The organism is Psychrobacter sp. TB55-MNA-CIBAN-0194, from assembly GCF_040309505.1.
In the GTDB taxonomy this organism is placed as follows: Bacteria; Pseudomonadota; Gammaproteobacteria; order Pseudomonadales; family Moraxellaceae; genus Psychrobacter; species Psychrobacter fozii.
On record NZ_JBEOOW010000004.1, the window covers coordinates 277,691 to 302,719 of the forward strand.

Sequence of the window (25,029 nt, forward strand, 5' to 3'; positions counted from 1 at the left end):
ATAACTGAGACCGCAACCATGAATAGTACACAGAACAATCAATTGACCACTGCTGCCATCCAAATGAATAGCCAACAGAATATTGAAAAAAACTTAGCCGATATAAAAGCGGCGATTATTGATGCAAGGGCGCAAGGAGCTCAGCTTGTCGTATTACCAGAGAACTGCTGTAGCATGGGCGAGCAGTTTGCTACTGCAGAGCGCTTTGACGATCTATCGATGACGATAGCAGACTATGCCAGCACTTATGGTGTCTACGTACTAGCAGGCTCGCTACCCTGCCCTTATCGACCTGACGGCATTGTGGTCCCTGATGGTAGACTACGCCAAGTCAGTCAGTTGTTTGCACCTGATGGCTCGCGAGTGGCACGTTATGACAAGATTCATCTGTTCACAGCCACTGTGGCGGATAAACACGGTAGCTATAATGAAGCAGCCACTTTTGAGCCAGGAACACAAACTGTAGTTGCACCACTCGAAGCAAATAATACGGTCTATCAATTAGGCATGATGGTTTGCTTTGATTTGCGCTTCCCTGCATTGGCACAGCGTCTACGTCAAGCAGGTGCCGACATATTAAGTGCCCCGTCAGCATTTACCTATCTAACAGGGCAAGCCCATTGGTCGCTGTTGCTACAGGCACGTGCGTTGGACAGCCAGTGTATGGTCATTGGTGCAGCACAAGGTGGCGATCATACTTACAAGAATGGTGATATACGTCAGACGTGGGGACACACGGCGATTACCGCTTATGATGGTACAGTTATCAACCATTACGATGATAGTGGATTGAATGAAGCTACTAATCAGGAAGACAGCAAGCACTACGCCATGGTATTGGCATCATTAGATCAGCACGCCCAACAGCAAGGACGCCAAAAAATGCCTATCTTTGACTGTCATCGTTTAGCGTAAGTTATGATTAAGGTGTGTTGAATATTCGACACACCTTATTTTTGATTTGAGTCATCGTCGCGTTGAGCATGAGTTGCTCTCGGGTGGGCGCGATCATAGACTTGAGTCAATTTGGCAAAATCGACATGGGTATAGATTTGCGTGGTACTGATATCACTATGACCCAACATTTCTTGTACGGCGCGCAAGTCACCACTACCTGACAGCATGTGTGATGCAAAGCAATGGCGCAATAAATGGGGATACATATTTTGCGAGATGCCAGCACGAGTAGCAGCAACTTTTAGACGTTGCTGCACTGCCCGTGTTGATAAGCGCGTACCTAATTTCTCACTGATAAACAATGCCGTGTCCATTTGCTCTACCCACAAATTACGATGCGGTAGATAGCGCGTAATTGCCTCTGCTGCTTTTATCCCTAAGGGTACTAAGCGTGTCTTATTGCCTTTACCTGTTACACGTACACGTAGGTCTGATAGATCTACATCCGCCATATCTAGTGCTACCAATTCACCCACACGCAAGCCGCTACTGTAGAGCAACTCAAACATGGCCTTATCCCGTAACCATAAGCGCGCTTGCTCAGGCGTATCAGGAATCTCTTGGTCAAGCAATTGAGTAAGCAAATCTACGTCTGCGATAGACGGTAAGGGTCTAGGGCTACGCTTAAGCTGGTAGCCAGTGGTAGGATTGATACGTGCTAGCCCTTCTTCAATCAACCATCCATAAAAATGACGAATCGCTGACAGCTCTTGCTGGACGCTGGCAAGTGCAAGCTTGTCTTCATCGATACGCTGACCGATATGCTGAGCTAATTGGCGCTTGTCACAGCGCGTCCATGTCAGCCGTTTACCACGTAAAAATAGTGCCAGTTGGTTCAAACCAGCAAAATAAGCCGTTAGGGTATGCGGCGAGTGATTACGTACCGATAAAGTATTTAACCAACGATGCACTGGTGCTAACAGCTCACGTAACGCTGTGTCCGACTCTATAGTGGCTGCCAGTGTGTCTGACAGCCAAACTGCTGATTGTACTTCTGAACCCAATGCTGGCTCTATCTGACATTTTTTATTGGACATAGCCCTGTTAGAGATGACCATAGCATTTACCCATTCGCCATCCGAGTTTAGCCCTCAGAATTAGGCTTGATACCCGCTTGCGCCATTAGTCCATCTGGGCTAAACACGCCTTCATAAACAAAGGCCGTTGGACCCGTCATCATGACTGAATAACCCGGCTGCCATTTGATAATCATACTGCCGCCATACAGCTGCGCGCGCACTTCTTCGCCTTCATCCAACCAGCCTTCACGTATGCCAACCGCCACTGCAGCACATGCACCCGTACCACAGGCTTGAGTCTCACCAACACCGCGCTCGAATACCCGTAGACGAATATGACGTTGATTCATCACCTGCATAAAGCCGACATTGACGCGATCTGGAAACGCAGGATGCGATTCAATGGCTTTACCCAAGGTCTCAACCTCAGCATCGAGCACATTATCGACTTTGATGACTGCATGTGGATTGCCCATATTGGCAACATAGAGCTGTACAGGTGTTCCATTAACATCCAAATGGTAGGCGTTTTGGATTTTAGTAGTGGCTCTTGGGCTAAATGGAATCTCGTCTGGCTCAAACTTGGGTTTGCCCATATCGACTTCTACCCAACCATAACGGTCTGTGGTCAGCGTGATAATTCCACTTGCCGTCTCAACACGTAGGCGCTGTTTAAATGACAGTTTGCGTGCCTGTACAAAACGAGCGAAACAGCGTGCACCGTTACCACACTGCTCGACCTCTGTGCCATCGGTATTAAAAATACGATAGCTAAAGTCGACATCCGGACGCATCGGTGGCTCGACTACGAGCAATTGGTCAAAACCAATACCCAAATGACGATCACCCAATAACTGTACCAAATCCTTGGTTAATTCTAAGCGCTGAGTCACCAAATCGATGACCATAAAATCATTGCCCAGACCATGCATCTTAGTAAATTCTATTAGCATACCCTTGATATCCTATCCTATTTTTATGTATGGCTTATCTTAGCACGCTGTCAGATACAATCATAATAATACCAATCCCAAAAAATACGATTAGCGGTGTCAAATTTGTTTAGTCTACAGTGAGTAATACTTGTACTGAGTAGTACTTGCACTCGTTTTCCTTGCTACTCTAATTTTTGTGAATGGGGTTGCTTTCAACTAAAGTCACGCCTTCAATTAAAGGCATGCCTTCAATTAAGAGACAGCTTTAATTAAAAAACAACTTCCTCAAAATCCAGTCATAAAAAAACCCATTGTCATTATCACAATGGGTTCTCTTCAATCATCAAATCCTGCGACCGTTTTGGCTCGTCTTTAATAGCCTTACTGCGCCTGCCACAATGTTTCATTTTCATATAATGATTCAATCGTTTCACGCGGACGAATCAACTGATGATGGTTATCAGACACCATGACTTCGCTAGCACGTGGACGCGAATTATAGTTGCTACTCATGGTAAAGCCATAAGCACCGGCACCAGTGATGGCCAATGTATCTCCTGCTTCCAATGCTAATAAGCGACCTTTTGCCAAGAAGTCTCCGGTCTCACAAATCGCACCAACGATATCCCATGGTTGCGTACCATCCGTGTCGATACCTTTGCTCGGTAACACACTTGGAATCACGGCCATTTCTGCTTGATACAGTGCAGGGCGAATCAAGTCGTTCATTGCCGCATCGACAATAGCGAAGTTCTTATGCTCAGTAGGCTTTAATACGTCGACACGCGTTAATAGTACGCCCGCATTGGCAACGATACTGCGGCCCGGTTCAAAGAATACCGTTAATCCAAGCTCGCTTAGTTTTGGTAATAATGCAGCAGCAAACTCATCCATAGACACAGGCGTCTCATCGATATAACGCACCCCTAAGCCACCACCTAAATCGATATGGCGCAGCTCAATACCTTTTTCACGAAGGGTATGTATCAACTCAATTACTTTGTCTAATGCAGCAACGAATGGCTCTACTTCCGTCAACTGTGAGCCAATATGACAATCAATACCGACAATATCAATATGCGACAACGCGGCGGCTTGCTCATAGACAGCGACAGCGTCTTCGTGGGTTATACCGAACTTATTGTCTTTTAAACCGGTTGAGATATAAGGATGAGTCTTGGCATCGACATTAGGGTTAACTCGTAGAGATATCGGTGCTGATTTATCGAGTTGCTGTGCCACTTCATTGATTAAAGCCAGCTCGCTAATAGACTCGACGTTAAAGCAACCGATACCTTGGGTAAGTGCATACTCGATATCACCATAAGTTTTGCCAACACCTGAGAATACAACGCGTGCAGCATCGCCACCTGCAGCTAATACTCGCATCAACTCACCACGTGAGACAATATCAAATCCTGCACCTGCCTGAGCCAAAACACCGAGCACCGCAAGATTAGAGTTAGCTTTAACGGCATAACATACCTGATGTTTTAGACTGGCAAAGCTATCGGTATAAGCCTGATAAACATCCAATATCGCCTGCTTTGAGTAGACATAGCATGGCGTATCATAGCAATCGACCAATTCAGTTATACTGACCTGCTCCATATGTAAGGCATCGTTGCGATAATTCAGCGCAGGCAAATGAGCAGTTAAGGCTTCAGGGTTAATATATAGCCCTTGTTCTGTTTGGGTCGTTACTGTAGTCATTGTGGTTATATCTCTCGTTAAATCAGGTAAATTTATTCGGAATTATTGATGCTCTTATACGATTAATAATCGTTAGAATCTTCGTTCACATCTGATAGTACTTGCTCTAAATAGCGAGCGTTCTGTTTATCATTACTTGCCGATGCTGCATTGTTTGACTCTCCAGCATTAGACAGCATCTCTGACCCTGCCGCCTTTGAGCTATTGGAATCGGCTAGATAGAGGTCGCCCTTTTGCCCACAGCCCGTTAACCCGAACATGACCGCACTACCGATAATCAATGTAGAAATGGCTCGGCAACTGGCGTTAATAGATAAATGAGAATTGCACTCAGTGTTTGAAACACGGCGTATAGTAAGCATAGGGCAAATAACCTTGCAGCAGTGTGAATATGATTGAAAACATGACGTTTACGACTGAAATATTCAAAATATTATAATCTATGTAAGCATAGCATTGTATCAGTAAAGCAGTAAGCCTCTTGAGGGTGATTGACCAATAATTTTGCTAACTTTATGATTTATAAATACGGCTTATGACGATAATAATTGATACGTATTATTTGGTAAATTGTGAAAAACCGACACAATTTATATGGCAATTGTTGTGTGTGAAACACGGTTTTATGGTGCAAAACACGGCTAAACACATTTTGAAAAACTTTCTTACAATTTTTATTGTGGGCAATCTTGCCTTTATAGCACTTACTATTTGATGGCTATATTCGGTGCACAGGTGTAACAGTGCTTGACGATGTTCAATCTTAAACCTTATAGTTACTGTGGTATAAGATACTAATTGTGTTACATTATACTCCGAAAATATCGCTTTGATGGATTGCTAGAAGCAACCAAACAAAGTGACGAGTAGGGATTTATTGGTAGACCTGTAAGCGTGATATCGCTTATTTCATTTTTATGAAAGGTCTGCTGATTTTTGTTTGTTCGGCGGAAATTAATCCGCTATGATTCACCCCTTGTCAAAAAACATAATCTAAGGATAGAGCATGAGCGATAGCACCCCCATCTTTAATGATCGTAATACTGGCAGATCAAAACTTATCAACCCTACTTTGGTTCTCAACTGTGGTTCATCTTCTATCAAATATGCGCTAATCAGCGAAGACGAATCCACTCGTATTACCGGTCTTGCCGAAAACTTGGGGCTTGATACCGCTCGTATCAAACATACTACTTTAAACGGCGAAAAACTTGAGATTACCATCCCTGGTGGTCGTCATGAATTGGCACTACAAAAAATCCTAGCACTACTTGAGCAATATCATTTTGTCGCTGTAGGACATCGTGTGGTTCACGGCGGTCGTGAGTACTCAAAAGCCGTCCGTGTTGACCAACATGTACTTGATGAAGTAAAACGCTTAAAAATCCTAGCACCTCTACACAACCCTGCAAACGCCTTGGGTATTGAAGCGGTTGAAGCCATTTATCCTGACATCCCACAAGTGGTCGTTTTTGATACTGCTTTCCATCAAACGATGCCACCAGTTGCTTACCGCTATCCAATTCCAAAAGCACTATACGAAGAAGAAAAAATCCGTCGTTATGGATTCCATGGTACCTCACATGCTTATGTCTCAGAGCGTGCCAGCGAAATTACAGATGCTAAAGGTCCACATGGTTGGTTGACCGCTCATCTAGGCAATGGTTGCTCAGCGACTGCCGTCTATAACGGTCAAAGCTTGGATACCAGTATGGGTCTGACGCCGCTTGAAGGCCTAATGATGGGTACGCGTAGTGGTGACGTCGATCCTAGCTTGCACATTCATCTCAAGCGTAAACTGGGTATGAGCCTAGAAGAAATCGATACTATGCTTAATAGTGAAAGTGGCTTATTGGGTATCTCAGGTCTGTCGAATGACCTGCGTACGATCGAGCAAGCAGCGAATGAAGGCCATAAAGACGCTCAACTCGCCATCGAGATGTTCTGCTATCGTGTCGGTAAATACCTAGCCAGCCTAAGCTGTGCGCTACCTGACTTTACTGGTATCGTCTTTACTGGTGGTATTGGTGAAAACTCAGCAACCACGCGCGCTCGCATCTTAGACGTTATGCGTCACTTCGGTATCAAGTTTGATGCTGAAAAGAATGATGATTTAGTCGGCGGTGCAGAAGGCAGCTTCCAAGATGAAGGTAGTAGCATCGAGCTATGGGTTGTCCCAACTGATGAAGAATGCCAAATCGCTAAAGAAACCCGCCAAGCATTAGGTCTAAAATAGAAAATAGCTCGGCTATTACAGTGATGCTTATTTAGGGGCTTATGTCGTATAAATATTTTTATATGACATAAGCCTTTAAGTAACTGCTCTACTGACCAATCACTGCAAGCGAAAGCAGCAGCCATCATTTTAGCCAGTCAGCAACACCTCTCTCACGGATATAATAAAATAAATAGTAGGATATGCTATGCAAACCATTTTACTTGTACCTATTAGTCGCGGTATCGGCCTGACATCAGCAGCGCTAGGTCTCATTCGTGCGCTCGATTATAACGGCGTCAAAGCCGGTTTTATGAAGCCATTTCTGCAAGATGATACGCTCGATAAGCAAAACAGCCTAGACAGCTCAAGCGCATTAACCATGCACGCATTCGGTCTAACACCGCCTAAATCTATCAACCGTCAGCGCGTTGAGCGTATGATTGGTGATGGTAACCTTGATGAATTGATGGAAGAAGTGATCGAAAACTTCCATAGCATCGGTGATGACCAAGACGTCGTGATTTGTGAAGGTTTAGTACCCACTACTGAAGCCTCTTATGCCTCACAAATTAACCGCGCTATTGCCCACGCTTTAGATGCCAAAATCATCTTTGTGAGTACAGTCGATACCAAAAACCCAGCTCATTTAGCCGATAAGCTGGATGTGCATGCTCGTGAATTTGGCGGTATCGCGCATGAGCGTACTTTAGGCTGCATCTTGATGCGTGTGCATGATGTGCCAAATACCTTTGACACTCAGCCAGTAGCACCGGGTGAAGCCATGGTCAGCTTGGATGCTGGGTTCATGCAAGAAGTACAACGCCTGTCACCGCATTTTGATACCGATCGTTTCCGTCTAATCGGCGTGGTACCTTTTAGCGATTCATTGTCAGTACCCCGTACGTGGGATATCGCTGCAGAGCTGGATGCTACTTGGTTAAATGTCGGTGAAGCGAAGACACGCCGTATCAATCATATTAGTTTGACAGCTCGCTCAGTCGCACGCGTTGATGAAGTATTCAAACGTGGTACGCTCATTGTCGTACCTGGCGATCGTGATGACTTGTTACTTGCCGCAGCCTTGGCTTGTATCAATGGTATTCCGTTAGCAGGTCTGGTACTGACTGGTGGTGTCTCACCAAATGCGACCGTCGCTGAGCTATGGCAATCTGCACTCAAAACAGGTATTCCTGTCATGAGTGTTGAAACAGATAGCTTTGAGACCGTACAGAGCTTGATGCACATGAGTGCTGAGATTCCAAACGATGATATCGAGCGTGCACAAGAAGTCACGCGCTATGTGGCCGCGCACTTAAATCTAAGCTGGATTAAAGAATACTTTAGCCATGACCATCAGCCGCGCCTATCGCCTGCCGCTTTCCGCCATCAAGTGGTCAAAAAAGCACAAGCAGCTAAGAAACGCATTGTATTACCAGAAGGTGCTGAACCACGTACGGTAGAAGCTGCCTGTATCTGTCAAAGCCGCGGCATCGCTGACTGTGTACTGCTCGCAAAACGCAGCGAAGTGGAACAAGTTGCCAAAAATCGCGACTTAATCTTGCCAGAAGGCATTGAGATTATGGATCCTGACACGCTTGATATGAGCAAGTATATCGCTGCGGTCGTTGAACGTCGTAAAGGCAAAACAACCGAACTGGTCGCTGCTGAACAGCTTGAAGACACCGTATTCTTAGGTACTATCATGCTACAGATGGGTGAAGTGGATGGATTGGTCTCAGGTGCTGTGCACACGACTGCCAACACCGTACGCCCAGCATTCCAGTTGATTAAGACTGCACCGCAGTATTCATTGGTATCTTCGATCTTCTTTATGCTGCTACCTGAGCAAGTCGTGGTGTATGGTGATTGCGCCATCAACCCTGACCCAACGGCGGAAGAGCTGGCTGAAATCGCTATCCAATCTGCCCAGTCTGCAGCAGCATTTGGTATCGAACCAAAAGTGGCAATGATCAGCTACTCTACTGGCTCATCAGGTACGGGCGCGGATGTCGAAAAAGTCATCCGAGCGACCCAAATCGTTCGTGAACGTGAGCCGACGCTTGCTGTTGATGGCCCACTACAGTATGACGCCGCATCGGTCATGAGTGTGGGCAAACAAAAAGCACCTGATTCACCCGTTGCCGGACAAGCCAACGTCTTTATCTTCCCAGATCTCAATACGGGTAACACCACGTATAAAGCGGTACAACGTAGTGCCAACGTCATCAGTGTTGGGCCGATGCTACAAGGTTTGAATAAGCCAGTAAACGATTTGTCACGTGGTGCATTGGTTGACGATATTGTCTATACCATCGCGCTGACTGCTATTCAGGCACATAGCGATTTGATTTAATCGTCACACTGTTTATTGATAAGAAATTTGCTGATTAAAATTTTGGTGATTAGCAATATACAACTAAGCCGACTGTCACTATGATAGTCGGCTTTTTATTACCGTTTTAATGACAGAAGCTGACCCGCCCACTACAATAGCGCTATCGTTTCTTTTGAATCCACCATCACGTTTTTCTTACCAGCCATTTGACCTCGTTATTTATACCTAATATGACCGACAATTTATGCTTAATATAACTAACCATAAACAGACTCAACACCCTACACCTGCCATCCGTGCTTATCTTGGTGGCTCATTTGATCCTGTGCATAAGGGTCATTTGCAAATAGCGATGTACGTTTATCAGCACTTATTGCCGATAGCGAAGCAGCAACAGCGCGACCTACATGTGTCATTGTTGCCCAATGCTCGCTCGCCTTTTAAAAAGCAAAGCACCGATCCCAAGCATCGTTTGGCCATGTTAAAACTGGCGACAATCAATACTCCAATACAGATAGATGAACTTGAACTGTGGCAAGCGCCACCTGTTTATACGATCGATAGCGTGCGTACGTTACGACAGCGCTATCCGCATGACCGTTTAATATTCATCATTGGCATGGACAGTGCACTGAGTTTGACCAAATGGAAAGAAGGACTTGGGCTGACCGACTACGTCAATCTGTGGATTTTTAATCGTGACAGCCTATCTGATGTTAATGTTAATGTTAATGTTAATGTTAAAAATAACAGTTTTGCCGAAAATACGAAAAATTTAGTAGACGAAAATCACATAACGCAAGACATGGCTGAATTGCAGTCACAACTACCCGCGGCGCTACAATGTCTGGTAATCGACTCACCGACTGAATTGATAATGGCCAATGCTCAAGCACTGGTAAATAAAAGCGCTCTAAAAAATAACTATCAAGGTCACATTTATATAGACCCGCGTCCTGTGACTGCCGTATCCAGCACGCAAGTACGTCAAAAACTTCAGAAAATCCCTCACGCATTAAATATAAAGCATACTGCCGAAATGCAAATCGCATCTTTGCAACCAATAAATGATATCATGTGCAATACTGAACTTAATCCATTAGCTAAATGGCTAAATCCTGCTGTTTATCAATATATTATCGCCCATCAGCTATATTCTGCTGCTCAATTCCGTTAAAATCGCCTTATCTTTGTCACTTTGCCTATCCTGTCTGTATATGTGACGGGCGACATCTAGTTCATTCGACAATGCCAACGCATGCAAATTGACGATTTACCTTTTTATTTTTAATATTTACGATTCAAGAGATCAAAATTTATGACCAACACCATGACCGAAGAACGCTTAAAAGAATGCTTAGCCGTTGTTGAAACTGCTCTAGACGACATGAAAGCAAAAAACATCACCGTGATGAATGTAGAAGATTTGACTGACGTAACAGAACGCATCATCATCGCTGATGGTACGTCTAAGCGCCACGTACGCGCGATGGCTGACAGTGTCGGCGCTGAAGCCAAGCAAGCTGGCTTTATGCCACTTGGCCGTGAAGGCGGTATCGACTCTGATTGGACGTTGATCGATTTGGGCGCAGTTGTCGTCCATATGATGACGCCACAAGCACGTGAGTTCTATGACTTAGAAGGCCTATGGTCATCACCAGAGCAGTTGGCTGAGCTGGTCGCTGTGCCACGTGAAAAGAAAACTGCAGGTCGTCGTAACAAAAACAAATAAGACTGTTGATTACGATACTCGTTCAAAATTGAAAAACGTACCACCAAAAAGACCAGATGATTATTCTGGTCTTTTTTTATGTAAAAATAAGCGGTTCTGTGTCTAAGACATGTTCTCGTAAATATTCTGAAAATGGTTCAAGATTAGGCTAAGATATCAGCAACTAGTCAGCATTACTGCCTAAAAAATAACCAACCATCAGAGCGGCTTATGAGCACAGAACCGATGATATCTACGTTACCAGCAACGGCACAAAGCAAGCCCGACTTTAACCAAGACCTGCCACTACATATCGCCAACTTAACCTGCGTCCGCGCTGGTAAAGCGATGCCATTCGCCCGTGAAGAAATGAGTGCCATCGATAAAGCGCCAATCAAAGCGCCTGTTGCTGTCAACTTCATGGGCCTCGCCACTGATGAGCAAGCCGATCGCAAACATCATGGTGGCCCGCTAAAAGCCGTGCATCAACTGGCACCTGCGACTTATGAAAGAATCAATGCAGCGTTTGGCCTAAAGGTACGTGTCGGTACATTGGGCGAAAACCTCACGACCGAAGCTGTCAATGGCCTGCCTGAAATGACTGAGTCTACGGTTTGCATTGGCGATGTTTTTCAGTACGGTGGACATTTTGAGAACGGTCAAGACAATAGTAATGATGATAGTGTCCAGCTACGCATCGTTCAACCGCGTCGCCCCTGCTACAAAATCAATGACCAAATCGGACAGTTTACCAAAGTGCCAAATATCGCGGCATGGGTCAGCAAACAAGGTATCTCTGGCTGGTACTTTCAAGTCGTACGTGATGGTCTGATTAATGCGGATTTACCAGTTTACTTAGTCGAGCGCCCCTATCCGTTTGCAACGCTCGAAAAGTTATGGCAACTGGCCAATTCTAAAGAAAAATATGATGCAGAGTTGCTTGAGCCATGGCTCGCGATTAAGTGTTTGGAAGATAGTTGGAAAAAGGTCTTGGCTAAGAAGGTTCAAAAACCATAAAACCTGACCCTGATAAATACGGCCAAGCTTTCATTTTATGAATGATGACAAAACATTATTGATGTACAACTGCTAGTGGTTTCATTATTATTTATATAGAACGTCAATATTATTATGGAGCCATCAGTGTTTAATAGAAAACTATTACTGACCATCCCCATCTTGGCATTAAGCGCTTGTAGCCAAATCGCGATGTCCGACACTGCTAAGGTTAAGGCGAACTCAAATCTACAGGCCTTATCAGCTACCAATAGCTTTCAAGGTATATGGGAGGGTCAAGGTTACCAATACGACATTGAGGAAAGTTGGACTATCAAGCTTGCAATAGTCGGCGGTCAATATAAAATTGACTATCCCTCATTGCAATGTGGCGGAGTATTGACGCTGTTGAATGCAACTGCCGATAAGATGGAGTTCAGGGAAAAGATAACCTATGGCCCATGTGTCGATAATGGTGATACGGTCATTACTAAGACTGGTGCTAATACGGCAAACTTTGCTTGGTATAGCAGAGATGGATCGCAAGGTGCAGATGGTACTCTCAGAAGAAGATAGTCCGACGTGCATTGATTACTTTTTTCATTTAGCACATCACTCAAACTACTTAAAATGATTTATCATGGTTTCCGCTCGGATTATAGTCCTAGCGGATTTTTTGTAGCAGATATTATCGATTCAAAAATCCACTATGATTTAATGTCACACTCTCGCTATCATAATGGCTGATACTAAAATGTATGAAATCATTTATTCTAAGCAAAACATAATATGATAAAAAATACCGTCTTTCTTACTACTGTTCTTGGCATGATGTTTTTATCAGGCTGCGTGACCACGACCTCTCCAGTAGCGACCACCAAGAGCTACATCGTGGAGAGCAAAACCTATCAAGCCACTGGCAAAAGCGAACGCATCAAAACCATTGTGCTGCACTATACGGTCTCAGACAATGACCGATCTATCAACACACTGACCACGGGCAAGGTCAGCGCTCATTATCTTATTTTAGATAATGACGATGATAAAATTTATAATTTAGTACCAGAAAATGAACGAGCTTGGCATGCGGGTGACGGCGGCTTTGCAGGACGGACGATATTAAACGATACCTCTATCGGCATAGAAATCGTCAATGCAGGGATTGTGCCTGAATATCAAAATGCCCTAAAAGACGGCCAGCTGGCGTATCATCCTTATGACCATTATGTCGCCTTTGACGAGTTACAGATTAAAAAAGTCGCGGAGCTGGTGCAAGATATCACGGCAAGATATGGCATTTCACCAAAGAATATCATTGGTCATTCTGATATGGCACCCTCACGTAAGATAGACCCCGGTGCAAAGTTCCCTTGGCAGCAGCTGTATAAGCAATATGGTATCGGCGCTTGGTATAATGATGCTGACAAGCTTGCTTTTATGGATATAGACACATTTGCAGCGGCTACAATACCTGAACTGAAGCAGCAATTTCGTGATTATGGCTATCAGATTAACAGTAGCGACGAATGGGACAAAGCCAGTCGCGATGTCGTCTATGCGTTTCAGCTACACTTTAGACCCCGTAACCCAACAGGAACGGTAGACTTAGAGACTTATGCTATTTTAAAGGCATTGAATAAGAAGTATTCTGATACCAACGATTTTTATTAGCCATTAACAACCAAGAATCTGTCCATAACAACAATGAAAAAGGAAATACTATGAGCACATTGTTTAGTGTAAATTTGAATAAATTGGCTTTGATCCGTAACTCTCGCGGTACTGACTACCCTAACCTATTGACCTTTGTGAAGAAGCTGATTGACCTAGGTGTCAAAGGCTTTACCGTACACCCAAGACCCGATGAGCGTCATATCAGATACCAAGACGTCTATGATATCAGTGCGTTTTTGGCGGATTATCCAGAGATTGAGTTCAATATCGAAGGCAATCCGAACGAGCAGTTCTTGAAGATTATCCGTGAAGTAAAGCCACATCAATGTACGCTCGTGCCAGACAGTGATGATCAGCTGACCTCTGATCATGGCTTTGACATCATCACACATCATGAGTTTTTATCAACATTGAGCAAAGAGCTAGAAGCTTTCGGTACGCGCTGTGCGGTATTCATCGACCCTGATATCGAACAGATCAAAGCGGTCATCGAGAGCGATGTACAGACGATCGAGATGTATACCGAAGAATGGGCGCGCGCTTACAGTAATGGTAAGAGCGATGACAATATTGATTTCGATGAGGTCAAGCAACGCTTTAGTGACTGTATCAACCTAGCCAATCAAAACGGTATCCGCGTCAATGCGGGTCATGATTTGAATTTGGATAATTTGGCTGACTTGCTCGCGCTTAGTGATATCGCTGAGGTGTCGATTGGTCATGCCTTTACTATTGAGTCGCTGGAGCAAGGCATGGATAACGTGGTGCGTCAGTATTTAGTAATTTGTGGCTAGTCCATACTAGGGCGTGTCTTCAATTCACTCGATAGTCATCTCAATGGGCTAAATCTTGCCAAACATCGTCAAATAGCTGGTTAATATACCGATATTATCTGCGCTATTTTCCTTGTTTGACGGCAATTTATCTCATTTTTATCACCATTTTTGAAATGAAGACACGCCCTAATAAGCAATATAGTTTGGTTCTATCAGCAGTCCTAATATATGGATTATCAATACAAACGCTAATAATATTAAAAAAGGAATCTTTATGTATCAAGCCTTTCAAAAACACCTACAACAAGAAATCAGTGATATACGCGCAGCAGGATTGTATAAAAACGAGCGCGTTATCACCTCTCCGCAAGATGCGCTCATCAAGATCGCCGATGGTCGTGAGATGCTTAACTTCTGTGCCAATAACTACCTTGGACTGTCTGACCATCTTGAGATTAAAAAGGCGGCGATCAAAGCCATCGAAGACTCAGGTTATGGCATGTCATCTGTGCGTTTTATTTGTGGTACGCAAGATTTGCATAAGCAATTAGAAGCGGCAATTTCTAAGTTTTTTAATACTGAAGATACGATTCTTTATGCGGCCTGTTTCGATGCCAATGGCGGTGCTTTTGAGCCACTGCTGACCAGCGATGATGCCATTATTTCTGATTCGTTAAATCATGCCTCAATTATCGACGGTGTGCGCCTGTGTAAAGCTGCCCGTTATCGTTATGCTAATGCGGATATGCAAGATTTAGAAACGCAATTGCAAGCAGCGCAAGCACAGCGTTTTCGTTTGATTGTCACCGATGGTGTGTTTTCAATGGATGGTAATGTCGCGCCAATGGATGAGATTTATGCGTTGGCACAGAAATATGATGCCATGGTGATGATTGACGAGTCGCATTCAGCAGGCGTGGTCGGTCACACGGGTGGCGGCGTGACTGAATTGTTTGATCTAAGTGGTGATATTGAGCTGATCACGGGTACATTAGGCAAGGCATTTGGCGGTGCTATTGGCGGCTTTACCACGGGTAAAAAAGAAATGATTGAGATGCTGCGTCAACGCTCACGCCCGTATCTGTTTTCAAACTCTATTCCTCCTATGGTGGCTGCCGCTGGGGTAAAAGCGTTTGAGATGCTGTCGCAAGACAATACCTTACAAGACCAATTGCATGAAAATACCGCCTATTTTGTGAAGCAAATGCAAGATGCGGGCTTCGATATCAAGCCTACCGAATCGGCCATTTGTGCAGTAATGCTCTATGATGCCAATGTCTCGCAGCAAATGGCAGACGCACTGCTTGAAGAAGGCATTTATGTGATTGGCTTCTTCTACCCTGTCGTACCCAAGGACGAGGCTCGCATCCGTGTCCAGCTCTCTGCTGCCCATACTCGCGAGCAGCTAGATAAGTGTATCGCCGCATTTATCAAAGTCGCCAAGCAAATGAAAGTGATTGATTAAGCATCGTTTAGTATTTATCTAAATTCAACAATAAAATGCAGCTACATAAGAGAAAAGTATGAAAGCACTGGTTAAAGCCCATGCTAAAAAAGGCATCTGGATGCAAGACATGCCAGAACCTACGGTTGGCATCAATGACGTTAAAATTAAAATTAAAAAAACCGCCATTTGTGGGACAGATTTGCACATTTATAAGTGGGATGAGTGGTCAGAAAGAACCATCAAGACGCCGATGATTATCGGACATGAATACGTCGGTGTCATTAGCGAAATGGGCGATGGTGTAAAGCATTTTGAAGTGGGTGATCGAGTCACTGGCGAAGGACACATCGCTTGCGGGCATTGCCGTAACTGCCGCCGTGGTAAGCTCCATGTGTGCGAAAACACCATCGGCGTGGGCGTCGACCGTGATGGCGCGTTTGCCGAATATTTGGTGATACCTGCCGATAATGTCATCAAACTCGATGAGCGTATTAGCGATGAGATGGCAGCCATTATGGACCCCTTTGGCAATGCCACGCATACTGCCCTTTCATTCCCTGTCCTTGGTGAGGATGTACTGATTACGGGTGCAGGTCTGATTGGATCGATGGCAACAGCGATTTGCCGTTTCGCAGGGGCGCGTAATATCGTGGTCAGCGATATCAGCGATTATCGCCTAGAGCTTGCCAAAAAAATGGGCGCGACGATGACCATCAACCCAGCCAAAGGTGAAACCATCGAAGGCGCCATTGCTGAGTTAAAAATGCACGGCTTTGATATTGGGCTTGAGATGTCAGGCTCGCCTCAGGCGTTTGATTCGATGATTAGTAATATGTATAACGGCTCTAAAATTGCGCTCTTGGGCATTTTGCCTAACACCACCACGGTGGATTGGAGCAAGATTATCTTCAAGGCGTTAACCCTAAAAGGTATCTATGGCCGCGAGATGTGGGAGACGTGGTATCAGATGGAGCAAATGCTGATTAGCGGTATTGATCTGTCGCCCATCGTTACCCATCGCATGCACATTAATGACTTCCAAGAAGGCTTTGATATCATGGAAAGTGGGCAATGCGGTAAGGTTATTTTAAGCTGGGATTAATTTTGGCGATTCAGCATTTGAGGAGTCGTGGTTAGGGTTTAAATTGTCACGACTGATAAAACGGCACTGATTTCAGTGCCGTTTTTTTTGGATATTAAGAAGGGATGAGATTCATGAGGTGTTTGCCGAGGCTTAGAAGGATGATTTAGAAGAGTAAGACGAAAATGTACTTTAAAGGAACTTCTCTAATTAATATACTTATAGTGGACTATTCTTGCTAACCCACCGTAGGCAATCTATCTTCGATAAGTTGAGAGAAATTTTAAAAACCTATTTATCTTAAGTGGTACTTTGTTTTCGTGCAACTCCTCTTGAATAACGTTATCAGTATGTTCTTCAACGGCCTCTTCGTCACTCTCGATATTTTTTGGCGTTAAACTTAGTTTAATAAATGGTATAGTTTTATCAGTTTCAATATCTAATTTATAATCAAATGATAAATTACCTTTTGTTTTATCCTGTTCATTCTCATTGAAGACAACATTGACGACATTACCATCTTCAAAGTCTTCGATAACTAAGGCTTTGAATCTATTTTTCGTTGTAAGAATACATGAATCTAAAATATCAAAACTATTACTATAAACCTCACAATCACCAATTCTGCAGATGTAATTTTCTGAATAGTTCTTGGTAATTTGCAGTATTTCAAGCTTTTGTTCATCTTCATTTAATAAGTCAAATATCAAATCAGATATACTTTGGTGACATAGAAGAACAGCATCAGGTGTTTTAATCTCATTTAAAATAAAGAATAACATATCCTCTAAAGAATCAAACAACTCACAGCTTGTTGGCTTGTTAATGAATATTTTCCTTAATATAACATTTCTTAGATTATTCGCTATTCCTTCACCATAACCTTCAACTGAGCTATGTATTGAAGGTCTATCATCACTCATGATATAAGATTTTTCAAAATCTCTTACGCTAACCTGATTATTACTGATTAATTCAACTCCATCTCTGTTTATTGCGCCAAATATATTAAGTGGAAACTTCGTTTCATAGGCTATGAAGTCATTAGATGCCACCTTAGCCATCTCATAAAGCACTTTTTTATCGACACCAGAATTTATAACATGACTATTATTAATCTTCTCAATCTCATCAATCAGCTCTTCCATTGACTCTACAAAATTTGTGCGATATTTCACCACCTCTTCGTGTGTTTTTTCAGAAGATAATAACTTGTATTTAGACGTTTTTTGAGCAATATCAATTAAGCCTCTAAAATTACGAGTCATGTCCTCTCTGTTTGAAAAGCTATAGATATCTGATTTTAAAGTATTCAGCCAATCTCCCGATAGCTTCCATTTGTTTGAGGAGTAAGACACAATCAGTTGAATAAATTCCTTATCTATACTTACATTATGCCGCCCTGCGTACGTTCTTCCAGAAACCATTTTCTGGCTAAATTTACGGTTAGAATTTTCGATTAATCTAACTTGCCACTCAGAATCAATATCTATACCACCAAGATGAAATTTTTTGCATCTAATATAAATACCTAGCACCTGATTCGCCTGACTAATACCTTCCACTTTAGTATTGCTAGTACCAGTAGGATATATTCTATTTTCTTGTAGTAATGCATCAATATAAGGTTTGACTCTTAGAACATCATCGCTGTTGGCTAATATGGAACATACTGTTAGAAACCTTATATCAACATACGCATTTTTTAGAGCTGTCTTAATAGCAAAATCTAAGTTCTCAACATTACCCCGTCTAATCTTAAACCATAAGTCTGCATTTTCTTCAAATAGCATCTCAATATCAATAACTTTTGAATGCCATGATTTTTTTTCATTATAAAAACCTTCTTTTAAAATACCACTCTTCCAATGTACTAACATATCGGTAGACCACCCTAACGCTTGATCGTTTTCGATTCTTAATGATTCTACTACCATTTCAGCTGTGTATTTCATATGCTCAAACAATACTGGATACGATTTATTAATGTCCTTGTATTTATGCATAATATAAAAACTCTTCCATTGTTCCCAAACTGATACAAATTTATGTATAGCATCGTTAAAACTATTTTCAATTACTATATTAGAATCGTTAGATTGGTTTTTCCATTTTAGAAGAGCACTCCATAAATATAATACATTTCTAAAAATAGCGTTGGTTTCGATATCATTTATATTTTCTCTAGCAGAATAAATATTCCTATAAAAATATAACGCATAAGAAAAATACTGCGTACTAGTAGGGATTTTATTAATAGTCTTTTCTAATAGAATATGATAACTTCTTATAAAATCTGTGAAATAAGAACTACTCCAAACACCTTTATCTACAAACAACCAATTATTGGGCTCACCATCGGGACTTTCGAAATCTAAAACCTCAACTAATTGAATATGGTATTTCACCAATCTATTTAGTGATTCGATAAAATAGCCTTCATCATTATTATCCAATGCAATATATACAGGACTAGTAAATGCTTCTAAGGCAGATAATATCCCAACACCTGTTCTATTATTATTTTTCTTATATTTTACAGAACTCCTTATTAAAAATAATACAAAGCAATTGATCTTAAATCCAGAATACTTTGCAAGAGTTACTTTCTTTCTTCTATACGTAGATTTAGGAATACAGATCTGGAAATTAAAATCACTCGGTTCGACTTTACTTTTAGAACGTTTTAATATTTCTATTTGCAACCATAGTGCTAGATTTATTTTCCATAATGAAATATTACGTAATTCCTTACTTCTTTTAGTACAATAATTAATTTCGCCTTCATGTTCTTTTAACATAAAAGCATTTGAAGTTATTAATAAATCATTACCTCTAGCTCTTAATAAATTATATTTAAATAGATCTTCAATATATACATCTCTTATCAATTTTTTCAAATCAAATTCACAAATTTGGTTCGTTACAAATCGAAATATAAACTCATCCTTCTTCCTTTCATCCAAAACACTTAATGTCTTTACAAAAAACCAAATCATTAAGAATAAGTTAAAGATAAACCAAAACGTTAGAGTTATATTTAATATGAAGCTTAGTTTATCTGTCAAATTTTTATTAAAAATCAAGCTAAATGCGAGAATAATGGTTAATGATAGACCACTCAAACCAGCAAACATAAAACCTGAGAATTTTTGATATAGAGAAAAAATGACCTTTTTCCCTGCCTTGTCTTGGAACAAAATACTAACAAGTGAAATTACTAAAGGATAAATTAGACCTATAATTGTAATCTGACCAGTTAATAACACCCCTAACAAACTAGAATCTTTTTCAATCTTAATATATGCTGGTATATAGCTCATCCAACAATGAGCATTCCAACCCACCATAAAGCATAAAAGGAATAGTAAGAATAGATATATTTTATAATGATTTGACCAAGAAATTATACTTTTTTCAAGAAAATTAGAGCGGTTATCTTTATAAGCTTCATTTTTATGTAAAGTTTCTTTGATCTCGTTATTAATATAATGAGATAGAGGACGAAAATTATTCAAGAAGCTACCAAATTTTTCTGACATATAGCATCCTTTCCAAGAATTCAGATATTAAAATTAATTTTTTATTAAAGTGAAAATCAAATATATATATTAGCGCTAAACACAAAAAAGGTGAGCCGAAGCCCACCTTTTTTATTATCTAAGATTAATTCAAATTTTCCTAGCGCAACCAAGCGCGAGCGTTACGGAACATACGCATCCACGCGCCGTCCTCATCCCACTCTTCTGGTTTCCAGCTGTGGTTATAGGCTTTTAGGTTACGCTCAGGATGCGGCATCATGATGGTGACGCGACCATCAGTGCTACACAGACCCGTGACACCGCCGACAGAACCGTTTGGATTGAGCGGATAAGTCTCAGTTGGATGACCTTGGCTATCGACATAACGCATCGCAAGCTGACCGTGTTTTGCCATACCGTCGATTTGTGTATTGTCTAGTGTGGCATAGCCTTCACCATGCGCCACAGCGATTGGCAAGATGCTGTCTTGCATGCCTTTGAACAGGATAGACTTGGTACGCTCGACTTTTACGTTGACCGTACGCGCTTCAAAACGAGCCGATTGGTTGGCGATGAAGCGTGGGAAGTTATCCGCACCTGGGATGAGGTCTTTTAACTGAGCCATCATCTGGCAGCCGTTACAGACGCCTAGTGAGAAGGTATCAGGACGGGCAAAGAAGCGGACAAACTGCATGCGTAGCTCGTCATGGAACAAGATAGAGTTCGCCCAACCAGAGCCTGCGCCCAGTACATCACCATAACTAAAGCCACCACAAGCGACCAGACCGTCGAAGTCACGTAGATTGATGCGACCATTCAGTAGATCGCTCATGTGTACATCAACCGCTTCAAAGCCAGCTTGGGTAAAGCCTGCTGCCATTTCCGTTTGACCGTTGACGCCTTGCTCGCGCAAGATAGCGACTCTTGGTTTATTGTCACGACTAGCTAAGTATGGTTCTTCAACCTTTTGATTGAGATCAAAGTTTGGCGCAGCGATAAGACCTTTATGGCTCGCATCAGCAATCAAGTCATACTCTTGCTGTACGCACGCAGGATTGTCACGGCGACGCGCGATTTGATAGCTAACCTGCGTCCACGCTTGCTGTAATTCGGTACGGCTAAAGCGTAAAGTGTCGGCACCCATGAGCGTTGGCGTTTGGATAAGTAAGCTGTCTTCTTCCGAGCTTTGACCAACGAGGCTGAGCATATCAGCAACGTTAAACTCTTCTGCCAATTGCATGAGAGCAGCGACGTTTTCTGGTAATACTTGGATGACCGCACCCAGCTCTTCACTGAACAGTTGACCGAGTAAGTTATCATCGGTCAATGACAGCTTGATACCTTGACGGCTGGTGAACTGCATCTCAGCGATAGTCGCCAATAGACCGCCATCACCGATATCGTGATAGGCGCTGATGACGCCTTGCTCGTTACCCGCTTGGACAAAGTTAAAGAAATCAACCAAGTCGCTTGGCTGTGCTAAATCTGGGCAATCGTTACCCAATTGGCTAAGCGTTTGCGCAAGGATTGAACCGCCTAGACGTAGCTTGCCTTTAGACAAGTCAATACGGTAGAACGCGCTGTCACCATTGATTAGCTCAGGGGTTAGCGTTTTTGCCACGTCAACCACAGGAGCAAAGGCCGTAATCACCAAGCTCATTGGTGACACGACTGATTTATCCGTCTCACCTGCTTCACTGCTGTCAGTCCAGTTGGCACGCATCGATAGCGAGTCTTTACCGACTGGGATAGCGATACCCAGTGCTGGACATAGCTCTTCGCCGACTGTATATACCGCGTCAAATAAGGCTGCGTCTTCCGCATCATCACCACATGCTGCCATCCAGTTCGCTGACATCGTGATATCAGACAACTGAGCAATACGCGCACCAGCGATGTTGGTAACCGCTTCGCCAATTGCAAGGCGTGCTGACGCTTGTGGACTGATTAGCGCAACTGGCGTACGTTCACCGATACTCATCGCTTCGCCGCTCATCACCTGACCATCTAGCGCGATCAAACCTGATGCCGTCACTGCACAATCAGACACGGGCACTTGATAGCGACCTACATACTGATCACGCACGACCATACCCGTGATAGAACGGTCACCAATGCTGATCAAGAATGATTTGCTAGCGACCGTTGGGTGACGCAAGACGTCTTTGATAGACTCAGCTAAATTGACTTCGCCTAACTCTAATGCAGGTAAGCTGGTTTCATGGCGCTCAAAGCTACGCTTCATCTTCGGCGTACCACCGAGCAATACTTGCATCGGCATATCAACAGGCTGCTCAGCGAGCAAGGTATCGTCAACGACCAGCTGACGGACATCCGTGGCTGATCCCAAGATGGCATATGGGCAACGCTCACGCGCACAGATCGCATCGAACTGGGCTTCGCTTTCTGGGCGAATCGCGAGGACATAACGCTCTTGCGCTTCGTTTGACCAAATGGCCATTGGTGACATGCCAGCTTCTAGCGATGGAATTTTACGCAGATTTAGTATCGCGCCCATCTCGTGGTCATTGACCAGTTCTGGCATTGCATTAGAGATACCGCCAGCGCCCACATCATGCAATGATACGATCGGGTTGCCGTCTTTGCCATTATTGCTCGCATCGACATCATTACCGGCTAGTGCCCAGCAGCGATCCATCACTTCTTGGCAACGACGCTCCATTTCAGCATTGTCACGCTGAACCGAGGCAAAGTCCAAGCCTTCATCAAGTGAGCCACTATCAACGGAAGACGCTGCACCACCGCCTAGACCAATCTGCATCGCAGGGCCACCAAGGACGATTAATAAATCACCTTGTTGAATGGCGTTTTTTTCAATGAGGTTGCGTTTGATATTGCCGTAACCACCTGCCAGCATGATTGGCTTATGATAGCCGCGCATCTCGCTGCCGTCTTTTGCCGCTGACGTATCAAGCTGGAAACTACGGAAGTAACCACATAGGTTAGGACGACCAAACTCGTTTGAAAAGTTGGCTGAACCGAGTGGCGCTTCAGTCATAATTTCAAGACTGGTTGCCATACGATCTGGCGTGCCATAAGCCTGAGTACTCAATTGACCTGACTGCTCCCATTTTTCAGCGAGCTCTGGGATATGTAGGTGTGATACGTGAAAGCCTGTCAAACCTGCTTTTGGCTTACCGCCACGACCTGTTGCGCCTTCATCACGAATCTCACCACCAGCACCTGTCGCTGCACCCGCATACGGCGCGATAGCCGTTGGATGGTTATGCGTTTCGACTTTCATCAAAATGTCGATTGCTTCTTCATGGAAGTCATAAGGATGGGCAGAGTTTGCATCCATCGCATCAGTTGGAATTGGGTAAAAACGCATGCCGTCAGACCCCGCCATCACAGCAGCGTTGTCTTTATAGGCAGATAAGATACCTTGTGGATTCGACTGGTAAGTATTCTTAATCATTTGGAACAGTGACTTTGGCTGTACTGCACCATCCACTGTCCACTCAGCATTGAAAATCTTATGACGGCAATGCTCTGAGTTTGCCTGTGCAAACATCATTAGCTCAACGTCAGTTGGGTTACGTTTCAGCTCATTGACATACGCATTCATCAAATAATCAATGTCTTCACTTGATAACGCAAAACCAAACTGGGTATTGGCAGACTCTAGCGCTGATTGACCTTGTCCGATAACATCAATATGATTCAATGATGCTGGCTGCTCATCATCAAACAATTCGTTCAAATCATTCAAATCATAAACCAAGCTCTGCGTCATACGGTCAAACAATAACTGCTCAGCGTCTACTGGTAGTTTTTCGCCTGCTTCACCATCAATTGTTAAGGTATAAACAACCACACGCTCAACACGATTGATTTCAATTTCACAGTTATTAAAGATATCAGTCGCTTTACTTGCCCATGGCGAAATCGTGCCAAAACGTGGACCAACGATGACTTGTAATTGGTTGTCCTGCGGGCCAGTCAGCACTGTCGCACTGTCAACAGCGAGTAGGTCTAACGCCTTTTTATGTTCATCACCTTCGAGCTTGCGTGATAGCACATACACTTGCTGGGTACTTATTTGACTGACATTGAGCTCGGTTTTTTGCTGGAACTGACTGATGAGTTGCTGCGTCTGAAAATCGGTAAGAAACGGTTGTCCGGCGATGGTCATCATAAAGGCATAATCCGTAAGATCAAGGCATCTCTGCCATGCTAAGTAAATGGTCTGCGTATTATAACAAGAAGCCCTGTAATAAGCAGGTCTAAACCAAGATAAATTGCCGAAAAGCGCATTTATCGAACTCGCAAACGGTTAGCAAATAATTGCCTTGTTCTTCCCTTTGACCTTCTCCCTGATCTACTCTTTAGGCTTCTATCTTCGACATCATATTGCATACCGTTTTTTCAGAGCAGAAAGCTTGAGCACCTATATAGTCGATTAGTCAATTCAATTTAAAAGTAGTGAAAGGCAACTGAGTGTAGATGTACATTAAATACTTCAAGCGAAGTTAACGCAGTGACACTTTTATAGTGAAATGAGTATAACGTCACAATTTTTACTTAACCCTTATACTCCTTACAAACTTTCACATCGTATTACTGGCAACCTATATAAATAGACCACTGGTTGTCGGTATTCTAAATACGAATTGTCAAAAAGT

General features: G+C 43.1%; 17 protein-coding genes. 11 read left to right on the forward strand and 6 right to left on the reverse strand.

The annotated features are described in order from the left end of the window. The first annotated feature begins 18 nt into the window (after nt 1–18). Nucleotides 19–915, forward strand: a complete 897-nt coding sequence (locus tag AAEY75_RS06875; protein WP_197215713.1) for a nitrilase-related carbon-nitrogen hydrolase — start codon at nt 19–21, stop codon at nt 913–915. A gap of 35 nt (nt 916–950) precedes the next feature. Here the strand turns inward: AAEY75_RS06875 and AAEY75_RS06880 are convergent, their stop codons facing one another. The 4 genes from AAEY75_RS06880 to lptM form a co-directional block, all read right to left on the reverse strand. Beyond that, complete coding sequence (locus AAEY75_RS06880) at nt 951–1,994, reverse strand: tyrosine recombinase XerC (protein WP_352259182.1); 1,044 nt, start codon at nt 1,992–1,994, stop codon at nt 951–953. A gap of 47 nt (nt 1,995–2,041) precedes the next feature. Then, nucleotides 2,042–2,929, reverse strand: a complete 888-nt coding sequence (gene dapF, locus AAEY75_RS06885; RefSeq protein WP_110921895.1) for a diaminopimelate epimerase — start codon at nt 2,927–2,929, stop codon at nt 2,042–2,044. Nucleotides 2,930–3,292: 363 nt separating this feature from the next. Continuing rightward, the gene (gene lysA / locus AAEY75_RS06890) at nt 3,293–4,624 is read right to left on the reverse strand and encodes a diaminopimelate decarboxylase (RefSeq protein ID WP_197215709.1); all 1,332 of its coding nucleotides are present in this window, start codon (nt 4,622–4,624) and stop codon (nt 3,293–3,295) included. 62 nt (nt 4,625–4,686) lie between these two features. Continuing rightward, nucleotides 4,687–4,986, reverse strand: coding sequence for an LPS translocon maturation chaperone LptM (lptM, locus tag AAEY75_RS06895; RefSeq protein WP_352259183.1), 300 nt, complete (start codon nt 4,984–4,986; stop codon nt 4,687–4,689). A gap of 644 nt (nt 4,987–5,630) precedes the next feature. Between lptM and AAEY75_RS06900 the strand changes: the two genes are divergently transcribed. The 10 genes from AAEY75_RS06900 to tdh all read left to right on the forward strand — a co-directional run bounded on the left by AAEY75_RS06900 (nt 5,631) and on the right by tdh (nt 16,883). Continuing rightward, nucleotides 5,631–6,860: an acetate/propionate family kinase gene (locus AAEY75_RS06900; protein WP_352259184.1), complete on the forward strand. Its 1,230-nt coding sequence runs from the start codon at nt 5,631–5,633 to the stop codon at nt 6,858–6,860. Nucleotides 6,861–7,047: 187 nt separating this feature from the next. Next, on the forward strand, nt 7,048–9,195 hold the full coding sequence (gene pta, locus AAEY75_RS06905) for a phosphate acetyltransferase (RefSeq protein ID WP_110921899.1): 2,148 nt from the start codon (nt 7,048–7,050) through the stop codon (nt 9,193–9,195). A gap of 226 nt (nt 9,196–9,421) precedes the next feature. Next, a complete protein-coding gene (locus AAEY75_RS06910; RefSeq protein WP_352259185.1) occupies nt 9,422–10,354 on the forward strand; it encodes a nicotinate-nicotinamide nucleotide adenylyltransferase in 933 nt (310 codons plus the stop codon). Nucleotides 10,355–10,495: 141 nt separating this feature from the next. Beyond that, nucleotides 10,496–10,909: a ribosome silencing factor gene (gene rsfS / locus AAEY75_RS06915; protein ID WP_110921901.1), complete on the forward strand. Its 414-nt coding sequence runs from the start codon at nt 10,496–10,498 to the stop codon at nt 10,907–10,909. A gap of 225 nt (nt 10,910–11,134) precedes the next feature. Beyond that, on the forward strand, nt 11,135–11,905 hold the full coding sequence (locus AAEY75_RS06920) for an MOSC domain-containing protein (protein WP_502944382.1): 771 nt from the start codon (nt 11,135–11,137) through the stop codon (nt 11,903–11,905). A gap of 126 nt (nt 11,906–12,031) precedes the next feature. After that, nucleotides 12,032–12,460: a hypothetical protein gene (locus AAEY75_RS06925; protein WP_352259186.1), complete on the forward strand. Its 429-nt coding sequence runs from the start codon at nt 12,032–12,034 to the stop codon at nt 12,458–12,460. Nucleotides 12,461–12,673: 213 nt separating this feature from the next. Beyond that, the gene (locus tag AAEY75_RS06930; protein WP_352259187.1) at nt 12,674–13,555 is read left to right on the forward strand and encodes an N-acetylmuramoyl-L-alanine amidase; all 882 of its coding nucleotides are present in this window, start codon (nt 12,674–12,676) and stop codon (nt 13,553–13,555) included. 50 nt (nt 13,556–13,605) lie between these two features. Continuing rightward, nucleotides 13,606–14,352 (forward strand): pyridoxine 5'-phosphate synthase, encoded by a 747-nt coding sequence (locus AAEY75_RS06935; protein ID WP_352259188.1) that lies wholly within the window; start codon nt 13,606–13,608, stop codon nt 14,350–14,352. A 256-nt stretch (nt 14,353–14,608) separates the two neighbouring features. Continuing rightward, a complete protein-coding gene (kbl, locus tag AAEY75_RS06940; protein ID WP_352259189.1) occupies nt 14,609–15,799 on the forward strand; it encodes a glycine C-acetyltransferase in 1,191 nt (396 codons plus the stop codon). Between the two features lie 58 nt (nt 15,800–15,857). Continuing rightward, nucleotides 15,858–16,883 (forward strand): L-threonine 3-dehydrogenase, encoded by a 1,026-nt coding sequence (gene tdh / locus AAEY75_RS06945; RefSeq protein WP_352259190.1) that lies wholly within the window; start codon nt 15,858–15,860, stop codon nt 16,881–16,883. A 236-nt stretch (nt 16,884–17,119) separates the two neighbouring features. Here the strand turns inward: tdh and AAEY75_RS06950 are convergent, their stop codons facing one another. Together AAEY75_RS06950 and purL are read right to left on the reverse strand one after the other, a co-directional pair. After that, on the reverse strand, nt 17,120–20,404 hold the full coding sequence (locus AAEY75_RS06950) for a hypothetical protein (protein WP_352259191.1): 3,285 nt from the start codon (nt 20,402–20,404) through the stop codon (nt 17,120–17,122). Nucleotides 20,405–20,543: 139 nt separating this feature from the next. Next, the gene (gene purL / locus AAEY75_RS06955) at nt 20,544–24,542 is read right to left on the reverse strand and encodes a phosphoribosylformylglycinamidine synthase (RefSeq protein WP_352259192.1); all 3,999 of its coding nucleotides are present in this window, start codon (nt 24,540–24,542) and stop codon (nt 20,544–20,546) included. Nucleotides 24,543–25,029: the final 487 nt, after the last annotated feature.

What these genes read in the sequence shown, in the direction of transcription:
- AAEY75_RS06875 (WP_197215713.1), top strand. Translation starts at nt 19, where the DNA reads ATGAATAGTACACAGAACAATCAATTGACCACTGCTGCCATCCAAATG.
- AAEY75_RS06880 (WP_352259182.1), bottom strand. Translation starts at nt 1,994, where the DNA reads ATGTCCAATAAAAAATGTCAGATAGAGCCAGCATTGGGTTCAGAAGTA.
- dapF (WP_110921895.1), bottom strand. Translation starts at nt 2,929, where the DNA reads ATGCTAATAGAATTTACTAAGATGCATGGTCTGGGCAATGATTTTATG.
- lysA (WP_197215709.1), bottom strand. Translation starts at nt 4,624, where the DNA reads ATGACTACAGTAACGACCCAAACAGAACAAGGGCTATATATTAACCCT.
- lptM (WP_352259183.1), bottom strand. Translation starts at nt 4,986, where the DNA reads ATGCTTACTATACGCCGTGTTTCAAACACTGAGTGCAATTCTCATTTA.
- AAEY75_RS06900 (WP_352259184.1), top strand. Translation starts at nt 5,631, where the DNA reads ATGAGCGATAGCACCCCCATCTTTAATGATCGTAATACTGGCAGATCA.
- pta (WP_110921899.1), top strand. Translation starts at nt 7,048, where the DNA reads ATGCAAACCATTTTACTTGTACCTATTAGTCGCGGTATCGGCCTGACA.
- AAEY75_RS06910 (WP_352259185.1), top strand. Translation starts at nt 9,422, where the DNA reads ATGCTTAATATAACTAACCATAAACAGACTCAACACCCTACACCTGCC.
- rsfS (WP_110921901.1), top strand. Translation starts at nt 10,496, where the DNA reads ATGACCAACACCATGACCGAAGAACGCTTAAAAGAATGCTTAGCCGTT.
- AAEY75_RS06920 (WP_502944382.1), top strand. Translation starts at nt 11,135, where the DNA reads ATGATATCTACGTTACCAGCAACGGCACAAAGCAAGCCCGACTTTAAC.
- AAEY75_RS06930 (WP_352259187.1), top strand. Translation starts at nt 12,674, where the DNA reads ATGATAAAAAATACCGTCTTTCTTACTACTGTTCTTGGCATGATGTTT.
- AAEY75_RS06935 (WP_352259188.1), top strand. Translation starts at nt 13,606, where the DNA reads ATGAGCACATTGTTTAGTGTAAATTTGAATAAATTGGCTTTGATCCGT.
- kbl (WP_352259189.1), top strand. Translation starts at nt 14,609, where the DNA reads ATGTATCAAGCCTTTCAAAAACACCTACAACAAGAAATCAGTGATATA.
- tdh (WP_352259190.1), top strand. Translation starts at nt 15,858, where the DNA reads ATGAAAGCACTGGTTAAAGCCCATGCTAAAAAAGGCATCTGGATGCAA.
- AAEY75_RS06950 (WP_352259191.1), bottom strand. Translation starts at nt 20,404, where the DNA reads ATGTCAGAAAAATTTGGTAGCTTCTTGAATAATTTTCGTCCTCTATCT.
- purL (WP_352259192.1), bottom strand. Translation starts at nt 24,542, where the DNA reads ATGATGACCATCGCCGGACAACCGTTTCTTACCGATTTTCAGACGCAG.